General features: G+C 64.1%; 17 protein-coding genes. 7 read left to right on the forward strand and 10 right to left on the reverse strand.

Annotated features, from left to right (window positions below; translation table 11 throughout):
- Positions 1-153 precede the first annotated feature (153 nt).
- Together MAFF_RS11095 and MAFF_RS11100 are read right to left on the reverse strand one after the other, a co-directional pair.
- Positions 154-1,002 (reverse strand): EAL domain-containing protein, encoded by an 849-nt coding sequence (locus tag MAFF_RS11095; RefSeq protein ID WP_010910998.1) that lies wholly within the window; start codon positions 1,000-1,002, stop codon positions 154-156.
- Complete coding sequence (locus MAFF_RS11100; RefSeq protein WP_044548252.1) at positions 999-1,892, reverse strand: EAL domain-containing protein; 894 nt, start codon at positions 1,890-1,892, stop codon at positions 999-1,001. Before MAFF_RS11100 ends, MAFF_RS11095 begins: the two co-directional genes overlap by 4 nt.
- Before the next feature lie 220 nt (positions 1,893-2,112).
- On the opposite strand from MAFF_RS11100, the gene MAFF_RS11105 reads away from it, so the two are divergent.
- The gene (locus MAFF_RS11105; protein ID WP_010911001.1) at positions 2,113-3,315 is read left to right on the forward strand and encodes a pyridoxal phosphate-dependent aminotransferase; all 1,203 of its coding nucleotides are present in this window, start codon (positions 2,113-2,115) and stop codon (positions 3,313-3,315) included.
- Between the two features lie 70 nt (positions 3,316-3,385).
- On the opposite strand, the gene MAFF_RS11110 is transcribed toward MAFF_RS11105, so the two are convergent.
- Positions 3,386-4,903, reverse strand: coding sequence for an MFS transporter (locus tag MAFF_RS11110; protein WP_010911002.1), 1,518 nt, complete (start codon positions 4,901-4,903; stop codon positions 3,386-3,388).
- 118 nt (positions 4,904-5,021) lie between these two features.
- Here MAFF_RS11110 and MAFF_RS11115 point away from each other — a divergent pair, with 118 nt between their 5' ends.
- Entirely contained in the window at positions 5,022-5,681 is a 660-nt protein-coding gene (locus MAFF_RS11115; protein ID WP_157865975.1) for a TetR/AcrR family transcriptional regulator, read from the forward strand.
- A gap of 26 nt (positions 5,682-5,707) precedes the next feature.
- Here the strand turns inward: MAFF_RS11115 and MAFF_RS11120 are convergent, their stop codons facing one another.
- The gene (locus MAFF_RS11120; RefSeq protein WP_010911004.1) at positions 5,708-6,103 is read right to left on the reverse strand and encodes a (R)-mandelonitrile lyase; all 396 of its coding nucleotides are present in this window, start codon (positions 6,101-6,103) and stop codon (positions 5,708-5,710) included.
- 247 nt (positions 6,104-6,350) lie between these two features.
- On the opposite strand from MAFF_RS11120, the gene MAFF_RS11125 reads away from it, so the two are divergent.
- From MAFF_RS11125 to MAFF_RS11135, 3 genes are all read left to right on the forward strand, one after another.
- Positions 6,351-7,880, forward strand: coding sequence for a putative bifunctional diguanylate cyclase/phosphodiesterase (locus MAFF_RS11125; RefSeq protein WP_044548253.1), 1,530 nt, complete (start codon positions 6,351-6,353; stop codon positions 7,878-7,880).
- A 202-nt stretch (positions 7,881-8,082) separates the two neighbouring features.
- Positions 8,083-10,134: an elongation factor G gene (locus tag MAFF_RS11130; RefSeq protein ID WP_010911006.1), complete on the forward strand. Its 2,052-nt coding sequence runs from the start codon at positions 8,083-8,085 to the stop codon at positions 10,132-10,134.
- Between the two features lie 730 nt (positions 10,135-10,864).
- On the forward strand, positions 10,865-11,362 hold the full coding sequence (locus MAFF_RS11135) for a methyltransferase family protein (protein WP_010911007.1): 498 nt from the start codon (positions 10,865-10,867) through the stop codon (positions 11,360-11,362).
- Positions 11,363-11,531: 169 nt separating this feature from the next.
- Here MAFF_RS11135 and MAFF_RS11140 read toward each other — a convergent pair whose 3' ends face one another.
- Both MAFF_RS11140 and trxB read right to left on the reverse strand, forming a co-directional pair.
- Positions 11,532-12,428 (reverse strand): LysR family transcriptional regulator, encoded by an 897-nt coding sequence (locus MAFF_RS11140; RefSeq protein WP_010911008.1) that lies wholly within the window; start codon positions 12,426-12,428, stop codon positions 11,532-11,534.
- Between the two features lie 90 nt (positions 12,429-12,518).
- Positions 12,519-13,493, reverse strand: a complete 975-nt coding sequence (gene trxB, locus MAFF_RS11145) for a thioredoxin-disulfide reductase (protein ID WP_010911009.1) — start codon at positions 13,491-13,493, stop codon at positions 12,519-12,521.
- A gap of 247 nt (positions 13,494-13,740) precedes the next feature.
- Between trxB and MAFF_RS11150 the strand changes: the two genes are divergently transcribed.
- Both MAFF_RS11150 and MAFF_RS11155 read left to right on the forward strand, forming a co-directional pair.
- Positions 13,741-14,220, forward strand: coding sequence for an Lrp/AsnC family transcriptional regulator (locus MAFF_RS11150; protein ID WP_010911010.1), 480 nt, complete (start codon positions 13,741-13,743; stop codon positions 14,218-14,220).
- Between the two features lie 235 nt (positions 14,221-14,455).
- The gene (locus MAFF_RS11155; RefSeq protein ID WP_010911011.1) at positions 14,456-15,250 is read left to right on the forward strand and encodes a glycosyltransferase family 2 protein; all 795 of its coding nucleotides are present in this window, start codon (positions 14,456-14,458) and stop codon (positions 15,248-15,250) included.
- Between the two features lie 15 nt (positions 15,251-15,265).
- On the opposite strand, the gene gmhB is transcribed toward MAFF_RS11155, so the two are convergent.
- The 4 genes from gmhB to MAFF_RS11175 all read right to left on the reverse strand — a co-directional run bounded on the left by gmhB (position 15,266) and on the right by MAFF_RS11175 (position 18,729).
- Positions 15,266-15,919 (reverse strand): D-glycero-beta-D-manno-heptose 1,7-bisphosphate 7-phosphatase, encoded by a 654-nt coding sequence (gene gmhB / locus MAFF_RS11160; protein WP_010911012.1) that lies wholly within the window; start codon positions 15,917-15,919, stop codon positions 15,266-15,268.
- Positions 15,912-16,484: a D-sedoheptulose-7-phosphate isomerase gene (locus MAFF_RS11165; RefSeq protein WP_010911013.1), complete on the reverse strand. Its 573-nt coding sequence runs from the start codon at positions 16,482-16,484 to the stop codon at positions 15,912-15,914. The genes gmhB and MAFF_RS11165 overlap by 8 nt, the downstream gene beginning before the upstream one ends.
- 7 nt (positions 16,485-16,491) lie before the next feature.
- Positions 16,492-17,982, reverse strand: coding sequence for a D-glycero-beta-D-manno-heptose-7-phosphate kinase (gene rfaE1, locus MAFF_RS11170; RefSeq protein WP_010911014.1), 1,491 nt, complete (start codon positions 17,980-17,982; stop codon positions 16,492-16,494).
- Between the two features lie 114 nt (positions 17,983-18,096).
- Entirely contained in the window at positions 18,097-18,729 is a 633-nt protein-coding gene (locus MAFF_RS11175) for a LysE family translocator (protein ID WP_010911015.1), read from the reverse strand.
- Positions 18,730-18,745: the final 16 nt, after the last annotated feature.

Genomic DNA, 18,745 nt, shown 5'->3' on the forward strand with positions numbered 1-18,745 from the left:
CGGTGCTTCCTTGAGGCGATTATCGCAGCGGACCTGCCTTCAACCAATGATTTGTTTTGGCGAGACCATCAGCGGCGCTGATAAGTGAAAGCGCTCGCTCAACGGCATGTCGAGATTCAGGTCAGGCCGGCATCACCTGAATATCGGCATGCCCTAGCCGAACAGCGGCACGACATTGTTTTCCCTGCCCAGCAGCGCATCGACTGACAGCGGCTCTTCGTCGAAGATGGTGCCGGCCAGCGCCGGGCGGGCGAGAAGATAGCCCTGCAGCAGGTCGACGCCGCCGTCGAGCGCGACGCGCAGATGGACGGGCTGCTCGATGCCTTCGACCAGCACCCTGGCGCCGCGGTCGTGCAGGCTGGAGACCAGCGGGCGGAAGAAGCGTTCGGCGGGGGCGTGGCGGCAGAACTCCGCGAACCAGCCGCCATCGATCTTGACGATGTCGGGCTGAACCAGGCTCACCCGCTCCTCGGTCGAATGGCCGGTGCCGAAATCGTCGATGGCGATGCGGATGCCGTCGCGCCGCATTTCGCGCACCAGCCGCGCCAGAAGCGCGTCGTCCGCCGCCTGTTCGGTGATTTCGCAGACCAGCATGCCCGGAGCGAGGCCAAGCTCGCCGAGATGCCGGCTCATCAGCCGGATTTCGGCAAGCGCCCGCCCCGGATGGTCGTTGACCATCGGGTTGTAGTTGAAGAACAGATCGAGCCCGTCGACGCCGATATTGTGGAAATTCCTGAGATGCAGCACCCGGCACATGGTCTCGACAAACAGCCGGTCCGCCGCGGCAACGCTTTCGAAGAATGCCCGCGCCGACCCTGCCCTGCCGGCGCGGTGCGGCTCGATCAGGCCCTCGACCGCCACCGCGTGCAGCGAACGCCCAAGCGGCGCGAAGATCGGCTGGTAGGCGCTGCGCAGCCGGAACTCGCCAAAGACACCGTATTCGATGCCGATCTCGTCGGCGAAGATCGCGTCGCCGACAGTGCGCCGCCGCTCGAGCCTCATGGCGCGACCCTGCGCCCGAAGGCTTTTGCCGGCCGCGCCGTACGCGGAGCGGCGGCGGGGGCAGTGGACCCATCGCTTGCGGCGGCAACCGGGTCCGGAGTTTTCCCGAAAACACGGAAACTCGTCGGCGCCAGCTCCGGCCGCGCCAGCACGAAACCCTGGACCATCGAAGCGCCGGACTTTTCGGCGAGCTCCAGTTGCCACCCTTCCTCGATGCCCTCGAACACTGTGCGGATGCCTTGTTCCTCGAAGCTCTTCACCATCGTCGTCAGCAGCGCGAAGCCGGCGCCGGATTCCATCAGCTGCGTGATCCAGGCGGCGTCGAACTTGACGATGTCGGGCCGCAATTCCTTGATGCGGTTGATGTCGGAATCGTCGGCGCCATAGTCATCGACGGCGATGCGAAAGCCGTTGCCCCTGAGCGCGGCGACGAAACTGTGCAAGGTCTCCTGTGATGCCGATCTCTGCTCGGTCACCTCGCACACGACACGGCCCGGATCGATGCCGGCCTCGTGCAGCACCAGCCGCATTTCGCGCAAGGCATTGTCGGCGATCGACCGCTCGGTGAACACCGACGGGTCGAAATTGACGAAGATCGACGCCTCCTGCGGCAGGCAGGCGCCGGCATTGAGCAGATGCAATGTCCTGGTCAGCGCCTCGACATGCAGGCGGTCGGCGGCCGGACAGGTCGAGAAGAAGGCCATCGGCGATTGCGGCTCGCCGTCGCGAAATGGCCGGATCAGCCCTTCGAAGGCGGCCACCGACAGTTTGCCTTCCTTGAAGGCGAAAATCGGCTGGAAGGCGCTCTGCAGCGTGTAGATGCCCCAGACACCTGACGAGGTGCCGTCATCATGACGGATGATATGGGCAAGCCCGATGCTGCGTGACAAGGGTCCCTCGCTCCGCGAAATGGCGGAATGGATTGCGATCCTGCCACTCAAGCCCTTACCGCTCGTTAATGAATTTTTTGTTGCCGCTCACAGGCTGCAATCACGGCTCGTTGACGCCTGGATCAGCCGACAATGCTTGCACTGAGCGAAATCATGCGACATGAGAAGCGCCGCGGCCGCTCCTGGCCGCGCCGATCTTCTCAAGGAGAGATATTTGGTCATGGCCTTTCTTGCCGACACCCTTTCCCGCGTAAAGCCTTCCGCCACCATCGCGGTGACGCAGAAAGCGCGCGAGCTGAAAAATGCCGGCCGTGACATTATCGGCCTCGGCGCCGGCGAACCGGATTTCGACACGCCCGACAACATCAAGAATGCGGCGATCGAAGCCATCCGCCGTGGCGAAACCAAGTACCCGCCGGTTTCGGGCATCGTGCCGCTGCGCGAGGCGATCGCAAAAAAATTCAAGCGTGAGAACAATCTCGACTACAAGCCCGAGCAGACCATTGTCGGCACCGGCGGCAAGCAGATCCTGTTCAATGCCTTCATGGCGACGCTGAACCCCGGCGACGAGGTCATCATCCCCCGCCCCTACTGGGTCAGCTACCCCGAAATGGTGGCGATCTGCGGCGGCACGTCGGTGTTCGCCGACACCTCGATCGAGAATGGCTTCAAGCTGACGGCCGAAGTGCTGGAAAAGGCGATCACGCCGAAGACCAAATGGCTGCTGATGAACTCGCCGTCCAACCCGTCGGGCGCGGCCTACACGCAAGCCGAACTGCGCGCGCTGGCCGACGTGCTGTTGAAGCATCCGCATGTCTGGACGCTGACCGACGACATGTACGAGCACCTGACCTATGGCGACTTCGCCTTCAAGACCATCGCCGAGGTCGAGCCGAAGCTCTATGAGCGCACGCTGACCATGAACGGCGTGTCGAAAGCCTATGCCATGACCGGCTGGCGCATCGGCTATGCCGCGGGTCCCGTCCAGCTGATCAAGGCGATGGACATGATCCAGGGCCAGCAGACCTCGGGCGCCTGCACCATCGCGCAATGGGCTTCCGTCGAGGCGCTCAACGGCCCGCAGGATTTCATCGCCAGGAACAAGGCGATCTTCCAGGGCCGGCGCGACCTCGTCGTCTCGATGCTCAACCAGGCGCGCGGCATCACGTGCCCGTCGCCGGAAGGCGCCTTCTATGTCTATCCGTCCTGCGCCCAGCTGATCGGCAAGAAGACCAAGGCCGGCAAGGTGATCGACACCGACGAGGCCTTCTGTTCGGAACTGCTCGAGGCGGAAGGTGTGGCGGTGGTGTTCGGCTCTGCCTTCGGCCTCGGCCCCAACTTCCGCATCTCCTATGCCACGTCGGATGCACTGCTGGAGGAAGCCTGCACGCGCATCCAGCGCTTCACGGCATCGCTGACCTGACCGGATCGATCTGACGACAACAGAAACCCGGCGCAGTCATCGCCGGGTTTTTTGTTGGAGGCGGGGCACCTTACGCCTGCTGCCTTGCTTGCCTGGCCGAACGCGCCTCGGCAGGCGCCAGGACCATGATCAGCAGAGTGGCGGTGAGGAACGCGGCAATCGCCGCCGTCAGCATGGCGGCGTGGAAGCCGCCGGCATAGGCGGTGGCGAACAGCCGATGCACGCCATCCTCGCCGATTGCCGCGTCGGTTGCGAAATCATGCCGTGATATGGCGGCACGAGCCACCGCTTCGGCATTGGCGACACCGGCATCGCGGAGATATCCGGTCAAGAGGCTCGTCGCCCGCATGCTCATCAGCGCGCCAAGCAGCGCGATGCCGATGGCCAGCCCGCTCTGGCGGGTGGCGTTGATGACGGCCGACACCATACCGGAGCGCTCGCGTGGCGCGTAGGACATGGCAGCGGCACTGCCGGTCGGGATCGCCAGCGAATTGCCGAGACCGTTGATGGTGAACAGGACGCAGAGCAGCGCGTATGGCGTCGACGGCCCGGCCCAGCACATGCCGAGCATCGAAAGCCCGATCAGCACATAGCCCGCCGTCATCAAAAGCGAATGCCCATAGCGGGCGCTCAGTCGGCCGATCCAGGGCGACACGACAATCTGGACAAGGAAGGCCGGCGCCATGCGCAGGCCGGTCTGCGTCGGCGACCAGCCCTGCACCTGCTGCAGGAACATCGAGAAGAAGAACACGCAGCTATAGGAGGTGAAGCCGAGCGCGAACGAGGCGACGTTGGCGACGGCAAAGCGCACGTCGCGGAACAGGCCGAGCGGCAGCATGGGCCGTGGCGTGCGCGCCTCGAAGCCAAGGAAGACCGCCAGGCCGACGACACCGACAATGATGGCCACGATGGTCCTGGGATCGCCCCAGCCGCTCTCGCCGGCCGAGATCAGGCCGAAGGTCAGCGCGCCGAGCCACAGGATCGAGAGCGCCAGGCCGACAAGGTCGAGATGGGCATGTTCGGGATGCGACGTCTCCTCGATCGAAACAGCCCCCAGCACAATGGTGAAAAGGCCGAGCGGCAGATTGATCAGGAAGATGCTCTGCCAGCCGACCGTCTGCACCAGAATGCCGCCCAGCACCGGGCCGACGACCAGCGAAACGGCGGCGAACGCGGCCCAGCCGCCGATGACGCCGGCCCGCTCGCGCGGATCGGGGAAAGCCTGCGTCAGGATCGACAGCGCGCCTGGAATGAGCAGCGAGCCGGCAATGCCTTGCACCACACGACCGGCGAGCAGCGCCGGCAAATTGGGCGCGACGGCACAGATCAGCGAACCGGCAACGAAGATGCCGACGCCGGCAAGCCAGGAGCGCTTGCGGCCATAGCGGTCGCCGATCAGCCCCGACGACAGCATGAAGGCCGACAGGCACAGCGTGTAGGCATCGACCACCCATTGCAGTCCACCGAAATCGGTGTGCAGCGCCTGCTGTATGGTCGGCAGCGCGACATTGACGATGCTGACGTCGAGCAAAGCGACGAAGGTGCCGAGATAGACGGCGGCGACGAGCGGCAGGCGGTTCTTCGGCATGGTCTATCCCAACATGAAACGCGCAGCCATCTATGCCACTGACCGACGGTCAGTCAATATAGATAAGCCACTTTGGAATCATTATAAAAAGCTTGTCTCGACCGTTAGAAGCAGGTTAATGAAAATCGATAAGCCAGTGCTGCGGAAAGACCCGAACGGCGAGCGGAACCCAATGCCTGTGATTGCCAGGAAGGCACTGAAACCCCGCACCAAGCCGGCGGAGGTGCGCCGTGACGATATCTTGCGGGCCGCCACGTCGCTGTTCGTTGCCAAGGGCGTCGGCACCACGACGATAGACGAGATCGCCACGCGGGCCGAAGTCGCCAAAGGCACCTTCTATCTCTACTTCACCTCCAAGGAGGATGTCGTTGCCGCCCTGCGCGAGCGGTTCGTGGCGGGATTTCGCGCCCGCATCCTGAGTGCCATCGAGGCCTGCCCGCCCGATGACTGGACCGGACGCCTGAAGAGTTTCGTCGGCGCCGGCATCGCGGCCTATCTCGACGATCATCAGCTGCACGACGTCGTCTTCCACGACCATCGCCCCGACCAGCGGCGGATGAAAGGCGACAATCCGTTGCTCGGCGATCTCTCCGCCCTGCTGGCGGCCGGCACCAAAGCCGGCGCCTGGTCGGTCGATGATCCGGACCTTGCCGCGATCGTCCTGTTCAACGGGCTGCACGGCGCGGTCGATCATGCCATCGAGTGCGGCGTGCGCGACGGCAGCGAACTCGCGGCAAACCTTTCCGCGCTGTTCCTGAGGATGGTGCGACCCAAATAGGCCTGTCGTCCGCGGCTGGTCAGGTCTTAGCTGCCATATTGCTCGCCGGAAACCGCTTCCAGCCAGTCGGCATGGACGCCGTCGAGCGCTTCCTGCATGGCGATATGCGTCATCGCCGTCTTCGGCCCGGCACCATGCCAGTGCTTTTCGCCGGGCGCGAACCAGATCACGTCGCCTGCCCTGATCTCCTGGACCGGGCCGCCCCATGTCTGGGCAAGCCCGGCGCCCGAGGTGACATAGAGCGTCTGGCCGAGCGGATGTGTGTGCCAGTGGGTGCGCGCGCCCGGTTCGAAGCTGACCAGTGTCGCTCTCAGCCGCGCCGGCGCCCCCGCCTCGATGATCGGCGTCTGCAGAACCCGGCCGGTGAAGTATTTTTCCGGCGCTATGATGGTCGGCACGCTGCCGCAAGCAATGATCTTCATCGTCTGATCCTGAAACTGGTGGTGAAGCGACCGGCGGCAAACGCCGCTGCTCGTCGAGGCAAAAGCATTGTCGGCCGATATCGCCCGAGGCGCAACCGGCTGTTTCGGCTGCCTGGAGGAAGACGCGGTTTTCTCTCCTTAACCATGAACCTTTCGCGCATCACAGTACGGGGCGAAACAACGGCGAATTCAATGTCTTCTTAACGGCTCGCCACTAGCCGTGAGCCTGCATTGCGAGGGCCGTCGGATGAGCATACTGGCGACGATCAAGGACCATAGCGGCCGGATCTATCGCGGCATCCAGGCCCTGCTTGTGCTGAGCATCGGCGCGGCCGCACTCGGCGCTTTCGACATCTCGCGCAGCCTGCCCTCAGGCGGCGCCCTGGCCGTCTCGATCCTGGCCACCGGCCTTGCCTTGCTGGCACTGATGTACATGCGCAGCAGCGTCGTCCATCGCTTGCGCTCGGCGGAAGCGGCGGAAGCAGAAAAACATCATTTCCTGACCAGGGACGCCATGACCGGGGCGATGACCAGGCGCTACTTCCTCGAAGCCCTGCGCGACAGCCTGGGCACCATGCGCGACCGGCGCGAGGCGACTTTGCTGTTGATCGATGTCGATCACTTCAAGCAGCTCAACGACACGTTCGGCCACCAGTTCGGCGACCTCGCCCTGGTGCACCTGGTCAAGACGTCGGAACGCGTCTTTGCCGACGGCATGGTCGGGCGGCTGGGCGGCGACGAATTCGGTGTCATCATTCCGCATGGTGACCTCGCCGCCATCAACAAGGACATCAGGCAATTGCTCGATACGATGCGGGCCGGCAAATCGCATGAAGGCAAGACCATTCCGCTCTCCATCTCGGTCGGCGTGGCGCTGGCGCCGGCTCATGCCTCCAACACGGCGGAACTGATGCTGGTTGCCGACCTGGCGCTCTATGAAAGCAAGGCGGCCGGCCGTGGCCGTGTCACCGTATTCGATGAGGAGATGCTGTCCGACAAGCGCTACCGGCGCCTGGTCGAACGGGAGTTGCGCGCAGCGGTCTATCTGGGCGAGCTCGAACTGCACTACCAGCCGATCGTCAATCCGGACGGGTCCGCCTATGCTCTCGAAGGCCTGATCCGCTGGCGTCATCCGGTTCGCGGGCTGATCTCGCCGGCCGAGTTCATCCCCATCGCCGAACGCTCGACCCTGATCGACATGCTCGGCGAATGGGTGTTCAAGCGGGCTTGCGCCGATGTCGGCCATTTCCCCGGGCGCCGCATCTCCATCAATGTTTCGGGCGAGCAGCTGAAGCGCGACGAGATCGTCACCATGTGCGACCGCGTGCTGAGGGAAACCGGTCGCTCGGCGACGCAGTTCATCATCGAGATCACCGAGACCGTGGCGACCGCCGCCACGCCCGAAACCCTGCGGCGCCTCGAAGCATTGCGCGGCCTCGGCTTCCACATCGCGCTCGACGATTTCGGCACCGGCCATTGCGGCTTCAACTATCTGAAAACCCTGCCCATCGACAGCATCAAGATCGACCGATCCTACATCCGCAGCCTCGCCCATGATCAGGTGGCGCAGATCTTCGTTTCGGCGCTGGCGCAGATCGCGCGCATCCAGGACGTCACCATCGTGGCGGAAGGCGTGGAGACGCAGGAAGAGTTCGCGCTGGCCAGGGCCGCCGGCTGCAACCGTTTCCAGGGCTACTTCTTCGGCAGGCCGGCGCCGCGCGACAAGGTGGCGCCCTTGCGCTCCATCGATGCCGAACCCTTGGCCCAGAGCGCCTGAGACCACCACCGCACGGCAGCGGATTTCTATTTTCCTTGCCCTGCCGGCAAACAAGTGGGACGATGCTTCAGGGCAGGTGGCAACAGGAAAAGAACCCCGCCCGCGACGGTCGAACAGGCCGGCCGCCGCTCAGGACCGATTGACCAAGCCTGAACCATGCAAGCAGTCGGTCCCTAGGGAAACGCCTGAGTGGAGGTCAGCCATGGGTACTCGCGCCGGAGGACGACGCACGGGACCGAAATGCATTGCCATAGTCGGTCCCTTTGCAAGCGGTAAGACGACACTTCTCGAAGCCATATTGGCCCGTACGGGCGCCATCCCCCGCCAGAATCCCGTTTCCTCCGGCAGCACTGTCTCAGATCATTCGCCAGAGGCCCGCGCCCACGCCATGAGCGTCGAGGCGACGATCGCCACCACCGAATTCATGGGCGAGCAGATCACCTTCGTCGATTGTCCCGGCTCGATCGAATTCTCCTTCGAGGCCGAGCCGGTGCTGGCCGCCTGCGACCTCGCAGTGGTTGTGGCCGAGGCGGACGAAAAGAAGATCCCTGCCCTGCAACTCATCATGCGCAAGCTCGACGATCTCGGCGTGCCGCGCATCCTCTTCCTCAATAAGGTCGACAAGGCGATCTCAGGCGTACGCGACACGCTGAAGATGCTGCAGCCGGCAAGCTCGGTGCCGCTCCTGCTGCGCCAGATTCCGCTGCGCAAGGACGGCGTCGTCATCGGCTCGATCGATCTGGCGCTGGAGCGCGCCTACATCTACCGCGAATATGCCGAAAGCGAGGTGGCTCAGATACCGGGCGACGACAAGGCGCGCGAACTGGAAGCGCGCTTCTCCATGCTGGAAACACTGGCCGACCATGACGACCAGCTGATGGAACAGTTGCTCGAGGAGATCGAGCCGCCGAAGGACGCGATCTTCGACGACCTCGCCGCCGATCTGCGCGAAGGCGTCGTGACGCCGGTGCTGATCGGCACCGCCGAAAAGGGCAACGGCGTGCTGCGCCTCTTGAAGGCGATCCGCCACGACGCACCCGACATCGAGGCAACCCGCAAGCGGCTTGGCGCACCGGACGGCGGCGCCACCGTGGTCCAGGTGATGAAGACCATCCACACGCCGCATGGCGGCAAGCTGTCGGTGTCGCGCATCCTGTCCGGCCAGGTCGCCGACGGCTCCGAGCTGTGGCTGCCCGGCGGCGACACCGCCAAGGTTTCCGGCATCTACAAGATGCTCGGCAAGGACCAGTTCAAGCTCACCGCCGCCAAGGCCGGTGACACCGTGGCGCTCGGCAAGCTGGACGAGGTCAAGACCGGCCAGACGCTGACCTCGGCCAAGGGTGGCACCAAACAGCTGTTCACGTTCGAGCCGCCGCAGCCGGTCTTCGCCTTCGCGCTGCGGCCGAAGGAACGCAAGGACGAGGTCAAGATGTCGGCCGCCATCCAGCGGCTGGCCGAGGAAGATCCTTCGCTCAGCCTGCGCCACAACCAGGACTCGGCCGAGACGGTGCTGTCAGGCCATGGCGAAATGCATCTGCGCGTCGTGCGCGAGCGGCTGGAGGGCAAGAACCAGATCCCTGTCGAAGGCCACGCGCCCGCTGTGCCCTACCGCGAGACGATCCGCAAATCGGCGCAGCAGCGTGGCCGCCACAAGAAGCAGTCGGGCGGCCATGGCCAGTTCGGCGATGTGGTGATCGAGATCAAGCCGATGCCGCGCGGCTCCGGCTTCCAGTTCACCGACACCATCACCGGCGGCGTCGTGCCGAAGACCTATATCCAGTCGGTCGAGACAGGCATACGCGATTACCTGAAGACCGGCCCGCTCGGCTTCCCCGTCGTCGACGTCGCCGTCAACCTGTCGGACGGCTCCTACCATGCGGTGGATTCCTCCGACATGGCCTTCCAGATGGCGGCGAAGCTGGCGATGAAGGAAGGCATGGCCGCCTGCTCGCCGGTGCTGCTGGAGCCGGTGATGAAGGTCGAAATCGTCACGCCGTCCGACGCGACATCCAAGATCATCGCGCTGATCCCGCAGCGGCGTGGCCAGATCCTCGGCTATGACGCGCGGCCGGGATGGCCGGGATGGGATGTCGTCGAGGCGACCATGCCGCAGGCCGAGATTGGTGACCTGATCATCGAACTGCGCTCGGCGACCGCGGGCGTCGCCAGCTATCGCGCCGTCTTCGACCATATGGCCGAACTCACCGGCCGTCTTGCCGACGAAGCAATGAATACCAACGGCAAGGCTGCCTGATCCTGATCTCGACACATTGTCCCCTCGAACCTTGTTCGAGGGGACAAAAACAAAAAAACGACGCCCGGGGAGCCGGACGTCGTTTTGTTTGCGGACCGTTTTCTTGGGAGGGGAAACGGCAGGTCCGCCGCATGTACAGTCGCCGCTTTCGGCGGAAAAGGGTTCGGACGCGGTAGCCGCCTGAGCCCGGGCCGTACGAGTGATGCCCCCATCTCCCGTCCGAACCACACCGCGTCCTATTCTCTTCATAGCAGCGGAAGGCATCGTTGTCATGTTACCAGAGGTTACATGACACTGTTACGTGGCAATTCTCGTGAAATTCTCCGCCATCCCGGCTGGGCCCGGGCAACAAAAAAGCCGGATCAGTGAAGATCCGGCTGAGTTTGATTGGAAGTGCCTGTTAAGGCTAACCTCCAGAGGGGAACACTCGAGGGCGCTAATGGGAGGAGAACGCGCCCAGGAGATGATCTATATATGTGCTCAACATGCCCAAGAAACAAGCATCTATTTTGCAACACACGCATGCAAAAAGGCATAGGCTGTGGTCCAACCCATTCCAGCAGCCAATAGGACCAGCAGAATCGTCAAAAATGGGGCGCTCAACCGCGCAATCGTCACTACAGAAGCGTGAATCGCGATCGGTTTTCGCCCCAAATCACCAAAACTACGCAATGATGTCGAAGCAGGCAGCAGACGTTCATTTCTGAGGCAATCGGAGAGAAAGCAGCCAATGCGGACGTTTTCGGCGATAGCCGGCAGCACGGCCTTCTTCATCGCGGCACCCGGCGTGGTCGCCGGGCTGGTTCCCTGGTTGCTCAGCGATCATTATCGCCTGCCGTGGTCCACCGTGCCGGGCTTTGTTCCTGTCGGCGGCGTTCTCATCGTCGCCGCGGCCGCCGTTCTGCTGCATGCCTTCGCCCGCTTCGCGCTCGAGGGGCTGGGCACGCCGGCCCCTGTCGCGCCGACAGAGAGACTGGTGATCGGCGGCATCTACCGCCATGTTCGCAACCCCATGTATGTCGCCGTGCTGTCGATCATCCTCGGCCAGGCGCTGCTGTTCTCGAGCTGGACGCTTGTCGCCTATGCCGTCATCGGCGCTGTTGTCATGGGCTCCTTCGTCAGGTTCTACGAGGAGCCGACGCTCGCCCGCCGCTACGGCGCCGACTATGAAACCTACCGCCGCAACGTCCCCGGCTGGCTGCCGCGCCTGACGCCCTGGCGGGGGTGAACCGGATCGCGGAAGCGGCGCGGCGTGAGGATATATCGAGATTCAGGTCAGGCCGAGCCGAGAACGAGGGTTTCCGTGAACCGGAACGGAGCGGACTTTCCGTCCGTGAGTACCGGAAGCGCAGGAAACTCACGTTCGCAGGCCGGCCTCACCTGAATATCGACATATCCTAGAAGGACCAGCTTCTGGCCTTGGCAATGATGAAGTCGCGGAACACGTGCAGCTTGGCCTGGTTCTTCATCGCGTCTGGATAGGCGAAATAGGTGTCGAAGGATGGCACCTCGGTTTCCGGCAAAAGCTGCACCAGTCCGGAGTCCTTGTTGATCACATAGTCGGGCAGCATGGCGATGCCGGCGCCGCCCTGCACGGCGCGCTTGATCGACAAGATGTCGTTGATCTGCAGCGACGGCACGCGCTGGCCGCCCTCGAAATCGCCGACCGTCTCCAGCCAGTTCAACTCCGACAGATGCGACGGCACCGGCAGGCCGAAGGTGACGATACGATGGTTCCTCAACTCCGAGACCGAGGCCGGCTTGCCATGCTTGGCGACATAGGAGGGCGCCGCATAGAGGTGGAAATGCACGGTGAACAGGCGGCGCTGGATCAGGTCCGGCTGCTGCGGCTGGCGCAGCCGGATGGCGCAATCGGCCTGGCGCATGGTGAGGTCGAGCTCCTCATTGGCGAGGATCAGCTGCAGGCTGATCTCGGGATAGAGTTCGATGAACTCCTGCACCCGTTCGGTCAGCCAGCCGGCGCCGAGGCCAACGGTCGTCGTCACGCGAAGCACGCCGGAGGGCCGGTCCTTGGTCTCGGTCAGGCGCGACTTGATGGTCTCGAGCTTCATCAGCACGTCATGCGCCGTGCGGAACAGCATCTCGCCCTGTTCGGTCAGCACCAGGCCGCGTGCATGGCGGTTGAACAGCGGCACGCCGACATCGTGCTCGAGCGCACTGACCTGCCGCGAGATCGCCGATTGCGACAGGTGCAATGTCTCGGCCGCGTGCGTAAACGATCCCGCTTCCGCCGCAGCGTGAAACACGCGTAGCTTGTCCCAGTCCAACGCCATGATTCCCCTCGTTCTGTTTGGCGTCTGAATGAAAAATCAGGCTTTTACACGACGTTTCTAAGCCGTTTTTTTAACAGTTTAAAGCGGCTCCTATTCCGCTGCCTCGCGATGCACCTCGATGCCGGCCAGATACTTTTCCGCTTCGAGTGCCGCCATGCAGCCGAGCCCCGCCGCCGTCACCGCCTGGCGGTAGACATCGTCGGTCACGTCGCCGGCCGCGAACACGCCGGGCACGTCGGTGCGGGTCGAATTCGGCGCCGTCCACAGATAACCGTTCGGCTTCTGCTTCAGCTTGCCGACGAACAGCTCGACCGCCGGCGCATGGCCGATCGCCACGAACACGCCGTCGACCTTGAGGTGCGTTTCGGCACCGGTCACCGCATGCTTGAGCTTCAGCCCTTCGACCGACGGCGGCAGCGGCGCCTTGCCGGGGCGGCCGGTGATCTCGTCGACCACCGTGTCCCAGATGACGCGGACATTGTCCTTCTGCAGCAGCCGCTCGCGCAAGATGCGCTCGGCGCGGAAGTCGCTGCGCCGATGGATGACCGTGACGCTCTTGGCGAGGTTCGACAGATACAGTGCCTCCTCCACCGCCGAATTGCCGCCGCCGACCACCGCGACATCCTTGCCGCGATAGAAGAAGCCGTCACAGGTGGCGCAGGCCGAGACGCCGAAGCCCATGAAATCCTGCTCGGTCGGAATGCCCAGCCACTTGGCCTGCGCGCCGGTGGCGATGATCAGCGCGTCGGCGGTGTAGGTGGTGCCGGAATCGCCCTTGGCGCGAAACGGCCGCACGTTGAGGTCGACCTCGGTGATGATGTCGTTGATGATGTCGGTGCCGACATGCTCGGCCTGCTTCATCATCTGTTCCATCAGCCACGGCCCCTGGATGGGATCGGCGAAGCCGGGATAATTTTCGACATCGGTGGTGATCATCAGCTGGCCGCCCTGCTGCAGGCCGGCAACCAGCATCGGCTTCAGCATGGCGCGCGCGGCATAGACCGCCGCCGTATAGCCGGCCGGACCGGAACCTATGATGAGAACGGGCGCGTGCTTGGTGGTCATCTAAAACCTCTGCGGGGCAGACAGTGCCTTGGGAAAAGACGTGGAATTCGCGCTTAATGTAAGGGTTGCCAACCACGCCAGCAAGACGAACGGGCCGTCGTCCCCGGAAAGCTTCGGCCCAAGCGGTTATTCGCGTCATCGCCGCTTTCGTTACCGTTCAAAAATCGCATTGATGAGGGCTGGCGCCAACACAAAAGTCGTTTAATTACAAAATCGCGAAAGATTCTTGCGCCGAGCTGAGACCGCCATGCCCCTGAAAGCCGACCTCGACGCCATCGACTGGAAGATCCTGCGCGAGCTGCAAGCGGATGGGCGCATGACCAATGTCGAGCTGTCGAACCGCGTCGGCATTTCGGCCCCGCCCTGCCTGCGCAGGGTCAAGCGGCTGGAGGAGGCCGGCATCATCCGCGGCTACCGCGCGCTGCTCAATGCCCCGGCGCTCGGCCTCGATGTCGTCGCCTTCTGCTTGGTCGGTCTGCATCACCAGGCCGATGCCGAACTGCGCACCTTCGCCGAGCGCACGCGCGGCTGGCCGATCGTGCGCGATGCCTGGATGGTCTCGGGCGAATCCGATTTCCTGCTGCACTGCCTGGCAAGCGACCTCGGCGCCTTCCAGACCTTCGTCATCGAGGAACTGACCTCGACGCCGAATGTCGACACCGTGCGCACCGCGCTCACCATCCGCCGCGTCAAGGATGAAGGCCTGGTTTCTTTCGAACGATCCTGAGGTCGCGCGAGCGCGTGAACGCTGGCGAATTCCTGGCCTTCGCCACACCGGCGCCGCGTTGGTATTCGACAGACGCTGATGTACAAGGCTGGACGGCTCTGCCGGACTTCGTCGCTTGATTGGTTTCTCAAGCGAATCCGGGAAAAGTGTGTAACGGTTTTCCGCGCGGGATTGCTTGGGTACAGATGGCGAAAGCAGCGTTGCTCTGGGGGCGGCCCGCCATGGGAAGGGGACCATGACTCGATTTGCAAGCCCGGTCTCGGCGCTTATCATCTGCGTGAACGAGGCCGATATGATCGGCCCGTGCCTGGAAAGCATCGACTTCTGCGCCGAGATCATCATCGTCGATTCCGGTTCGACGGATGGCACGATCGAATGCGTGAAAAGCTACATCGCCAAGGGCTACCCGATAAGGCTCTTGCACAATGACTGGCCGGGGTTTCCCCGTCAGCGGCAATTCTCGCTCGACCACGCAACCCAGCCCTGGTGCCTCTCGATCGACCCGGACGAGCGCGTCGACGACCAGTTGCGGCAGTCGATCGTGGCCATCACGCAGGCCGCCGACGACAAGATCAGCGGCTGGTACATCCGCCGCCGCGATTGGCTGAAAGGCTACGGCTATGCGCACCGCTGGGTGCTGCACAACAGGCTGATGCGGCTTTTCCGCCGGGAAGGTGCCACCATCGATCTCACCGCGCGGGTGCACGAAGCCTTCCAGGTGCCGGGCGAGACCGGTACGGTCGAAGACGGTGTGCTGCTGCATCGTCGTGAAATATCGGTCGAGGAGGATCTTGCCCGGGCCAACGCCTATTCCAGCCTCAAGGCCGTCACGCTGGTCGAGAAGGGCAAGAAGCCCGGCCTGGTGCGGCTGGTGCTGTCGCCGTTGGGCAACTTCCTGAAATTCTACCTGGCCAAGCGCTATTTCCTGTGCGGCCGGCACGGCTTCGTCTACTCGATGTCGGTGATGATCTATTCCTTCGCCACGGAGGCAAAGCTCTACGAAGCCTCGGAACGCGACGATCCCGTGTGAGCGGTCGGGCCTGGATCAGGACCTGTTGTCCCGGCCGAGCGTTTCAATGGCTGCGAGCAGGTCACCGAGCTCGCTGCTGTCCCGCAGGGGCCTGATGGCGAAGCCGGGCTGGACCGCCGCCTCGCCGTCGACCAGCCAGCCCTGTGCGAGACCGGCGCGCTTTCCCGCCTGCATGTCGGCAAGCTTGTCGCCGACGATCAGCGAGCGCTGGAGATCGAGAGCCAGGCGTTTGCCCGCCTCGACCAGCATGCCCGGATTGGGCTTGCGCATCGGATGATCCGGGATGGCGAGTGGCCCGACACCGGCCTCGTGATAGGCGCAGGCAAGCACCATGTCGACGAACACGCCCTCCTCGCGCAACAGCTCGAGCACGCGGCCATTCACCGCCGCAAAGGCGCTCCAGCCGAAATAACCGCGCGCGATGCCGGACTGGTTGGTGACCACGACAACCGGGATTCCCGCCCGGTTGGCGGTTGCGATCGCCGGTAGCATCTGCGGCCTGAGCACAATTTCGGCCGGGTCGCTGGGATAGTCGGTATCGACGTTGATGGTGCCGTCGCGGTCGAGGAACAGCGCCGGCAGGTGCGGCGGGAAAACCCGGCCGCCGATCCGCTCGATCCACACGCCCGGCTCGGTCAGCGGGTGCGGCGTGCCCGTCTTGTCAGCCATTCGACAGGCGCGCTTCGACCACTTCGCAGAGATGATGGTAGAGGCACAGATGCCCCTGCTGGATGATCGGCGTCGAGGTCGATGGCACGTTGAGCAGGATGTCGCACAGCGGCTTGAGTTTGCCGCCGGTGTCGCCGGTCAGGCCGATCACCGTCATGTCCATCATCCGCGCCTGTTCGGCGGCGGCGAGGATGCTCGGCGAATTGCCGCTGGTCGAGATCGCCAGGAGCACGCCTCCGGCCGTGCCATGCGCCTCGACCTGGCGCGAGAACACCGTGTCGAAGCCGTAATCATTGCCCCAGGCCGTCAGCACCGCTGCATTGGCCGGCAGCGCGATGACATTGTAGGCCTTGCGCTCCTTGAGGAAGCGGCCGACCAATTCGCCGGCTATATGGATGGCGTCGCTCGCCGAACCGCCATTGCCGGCGATCAGCAAGGCCTTACCCGACGAGAGCGCCGTCACCACGGCGCTCGCCGCCCGCTCCATCTCGCCGGTCAGGTCACGCTCGACCATCGCCGTGATCGCGGCCGCCGAGCGGACCAGATAGTCGTTCAGTTCAGACATCAAAACCTCAGCTTGTAGAGCCGGCGCGCAATTTGCCGATTGTGCCGGTGGTGCTCTTGCCGGCGACGAGATCGACCAGCACGACGCGCCCACCGGCCTTCTGCACGACGTCGGCGCCGACCACGGTGTCGATCGTATAATCCGCGCCCTTGACCAGGATATCGGGCAGCAGCGCCTCGATCAGCGCCAGCGGCGTATCCTCCTCGAAGACAACGACGGCATCGACCGAGGCAAGCGCGGCAAGCACGCAGGCACGATCATGCTGGTCGTTGACCGGGCGGCCCGGGCCTTTCAGCCGCCGCACCGAGGCGTCGCTGTTGAGGCCGAGCACCAGCCGGTCGCACTGGCTGCGCGCCGCGTGCAGCAGGCTGACATGGCCGGCATGCAATATGTCGAAGCAGCCATTGGTGAAGCCGACGCTGAGGCCTTCTTCCTTCCAGGCCGCCACCATGCGCGCGGCCGACGAGGCATCGAGGATGGCGTCCTTGTGGGCGGTCGGTCCATGCGAGCGAAACAGCGCGCCGGTAAGCTCCTCGACCGTCAGCCGCGCGGTGCCGCGTTTTCCCACCACGACGCCGCCGGCGGCATTGGCGATCGAGGCCGCCGCGACGGGATCGGCCCCCGAGGCTAGCGCCAGCGCGAACGTCGCGATGACCGTGTCGCCGGCGCCAGAGACGTCGAACACTTCGCGCGCCTGGGTGGCGATGTGGCGCGCCTCGTCAGGGCCGACCACGCTCATGCCCTTTTCGCTGCGCGTGGCGACGACGAAGTCGAAACCATGCGCCGAAATCAGTTCGCGCGCCGCGGCCACGATCTCGTCATCGGCGAACACGGCATGGCCGACGGCCTCGCCAAGTTCCTTGCGGTTGGGGGTGATGGCGGTCGCGCCGGCATAGCGCGCATAATCGCGGCCCTTGGGATCGACCAGCACCGGCTTGCCGGCCTCGCGGCAGATGGCGATGAGTTCGGCGGCAACGCCGTCGAGCAGGATGCCCTTGCCGTAGTCGGACAGGATGACGATCTCGGCCCCCGCCAGTGCGGCACGGAAATGCCGGATCAGCCCTGCCCGCTCCGTCTCGTCCAATGGTTTGATCTCTTCCTCGTCGAAGCGCAACACCTGCTGATTGAGCGCGCTGAAGCGGCTCTTCGACGACGTCATGCGGCCGCGCTGCTGCGAAAGCCCCGCTGTCTCGGCTCCAAGCTCGGCGAGCATGCGCACCAGGCTGTCGCCGGCGGTGTCCGTGCCGATCACCGAAACCGGGATGGCCCGCGCGCCAAGCGAGACGATGTTGGCCACGACATTGCCGGCGCCGCCCATGGCCGAGGTTTCGCCGCGCCCATGCAGCACAGGGATCGGCGCCTCAGGCGAAATCCGCTCGATGACGCCGTTGACGAAGCGGTCGAGGATAAGGTCGCCGACCACCAGCACGGTGACGCCGCCAAAGCGGGCAATGGCGCGGTGCAGGGGTTCGGGAGAAGGCGGATTGTGCTTGATCATATCACTGGCAACGCGCGGGGAAAAACAGTCGCTGAAACATATAGGGTGTCGGCTGGCGGACGTTCATGCCTGCCGATATACCGCAATTCGAACCGGCGCAACGGCCGCGCCGCGTCAGCTCTTCTGCAGGGCAACGTGGACGCCGAGCCCGACCAGCACCGCCCCGCCTGCCCGCTGCATCACCCGCTGCGCCCGGCTCGAACGCCGCAGCCGGCTGATCACGAGGCCGGCGAGGAACACGCAGACAATGTCGGCCGAGGAGAACATCAGATTGACGATGGTGCCCAGCACCACGAATTGCAGCCACACCGGCAAGGCCGCCGAGGCGTCGATAAACTGCGGCAGGAACGCCATGAAGAAGATCGCGGTTTTCGGATTGAGCACTTCGACGGTGATGCTCTCGAAAAAGGCGCGGCGGGCCGATTTCCGTTCAATCGCAGGCAGCGCCACGTCGCCCTCGACGCGCTTGCGAAACAGCGAGACACCGAGCCAGATCAGATAGAGCGCACCGATCAGCTTGACCGCCATGTAGAGCGGCGGCACGGCATGGAACAACACCGACAGGCCGGCGGCGGCGGCAAAGACATGCACATAACCGCCGAGATGGATGCCAAGTGCTGCCGTCAGTCCCGACCACCGCCCACGCGCCAGCGTCTGCGCGGCGGCATAGAGCATGGCCGGACCGGGGATATAGGCGAAGATCGCCGTGGTGGCGAAAAACGCAATGAGCAGTTCGGTCGACGGCATTTTCTGTCCCTTATGA

Origin of the sequence: Mesorhizobium japonicum MAFF 303099 (assembly GCF_000009625.1) — a bacterium.
Taxonomy (GTDB): Bacteria; Pseudomonadota; Alphaproteobacteria; order Rhizobiales; family Rhizobiaceae; genus Mesorhizobium; species Mesorhizobium japonicum.

What these genes read in the sequence shown, in the direction of transcription:
- MAFF_RS11095 (WP_010910998.1), bottom strand. Translation starts at nt 1,002, where the DNA reads ATGAGGCTCGAGCGGCGGCGCACTGTCGGCGACGCGATCTTCGCCGAC.
- MAFF_RS11105 (WP_010911001.1), top strand. Translation starts at nt 2,113, where the DNA reads ATGGCCTTTCTTGCCGACACCCTTTCCCGCGTAAAGCCTTCCGCCACC.
- MAFF_RS11110 (WP_010911002.1), bottom strand. Translation starts at nt 4,903, where the DNA reads ATGCCGAAGAACCGCCTGCCGCTCGTCGCCGCCGTCTATCTCGGCACC.
- MAFF_RS11115 (WP_157865975.1), top strand. Translation starts at nt 5,022, where the DNA reads ATGAAAATCGATAAGCCAGTGCTGCGGAAAGACCCGAACGGCGAGCGG.
- MAFF_RS11120 (WP_010911004.1), bottom strand. Translation starts at nt 6,103, where the DNA reads ATGAAGATCATTGCTTGCGGCAGCGTGCCGACCATCATAGCGCCGGAA.
- MAFF_RS11125 (WP_044548253.1), top strand. Translation starts at nt 6,351, where the DNA reads ATGAGCATACTGGCGACGATCAAGGACCATAGCGGCCGGATCTATCGC.
- MAFF_RS11130 (WP_010911006.1), top strand. Translation starts at nt 8,083, where the DNA reads ATGGGTACTCGCGCCGGAGGACGACGCACGGGACCGAAATGCATTGCC.
- MAFF_RS11135 (WP_010911007.1), top strand. Translation starts at nt 10,865, where the DNA reads ATGCGGACGTTTTCGGCGATAGCCGGCAGCACGGCCTTCTTCATCGCG.
- MAFF_RS11140 (WP_010911008.1), bottom strand. Translation starts at nt 12,428, where the DNA reads ATGGCGTTGGACTGGGACAAGCTACGCGTGTTTCACGCTGCGGCGGAA.
- trxB (WP_010911009.1), bottom strand. Translation starts at nt 13,493, where the DNA reads ATGACCACCAAGCACGCGCCCGTTCTCATCATAGGTTCCGGTCCGGCC.
- MAFF_RS11150 (WP_010911010.1), top strand. Translation starts at nt 13,741, where the DNA reads ATGCCCCTGAAAGCCGACCTCGACGCCATCGACTGGAAGATCCTGCGC.
- MAFF_RS11155 (WP_010911011.1), top strand. Translation starts at nt 14,456, where the DNA reads ATGACTCGATTTGCAAGCCCGGTCTCGGCGCTTATCATCTGCGTGAAC.
- gmhB (WP_010911012.1), bottom strand. Translation starts at nt 15,919, where the DNA reads ATGGCTGACAAGACGGGCACGCCGCACCCGCTGACCGAGCCGGGCGTG.
- MAFF_RS11165 (WP_010911013.1), bottom strand. Translation starts at nt 16,484, where the DNA reads ATGTCTGAACTGAACGACTATCTGGTCCGCTCGGCGGCCGCGATCACG.
- rfaE1 (WP_010911014.1), bottom strand. Translation starts at nt 17,982, where the DNA reads ATGATCAAGCACAATCCGCCTTCTCCCGAACCCCTGCACCGCGCCATT.
- MAFF_RS11175 (WP_010911015.1), bottom strand. Translation starts at nt 18,729, where the DNA reads ATGCCGTCGACCGAACTGCTCATTGCGTTTTTCGCCACCACGGCGATC.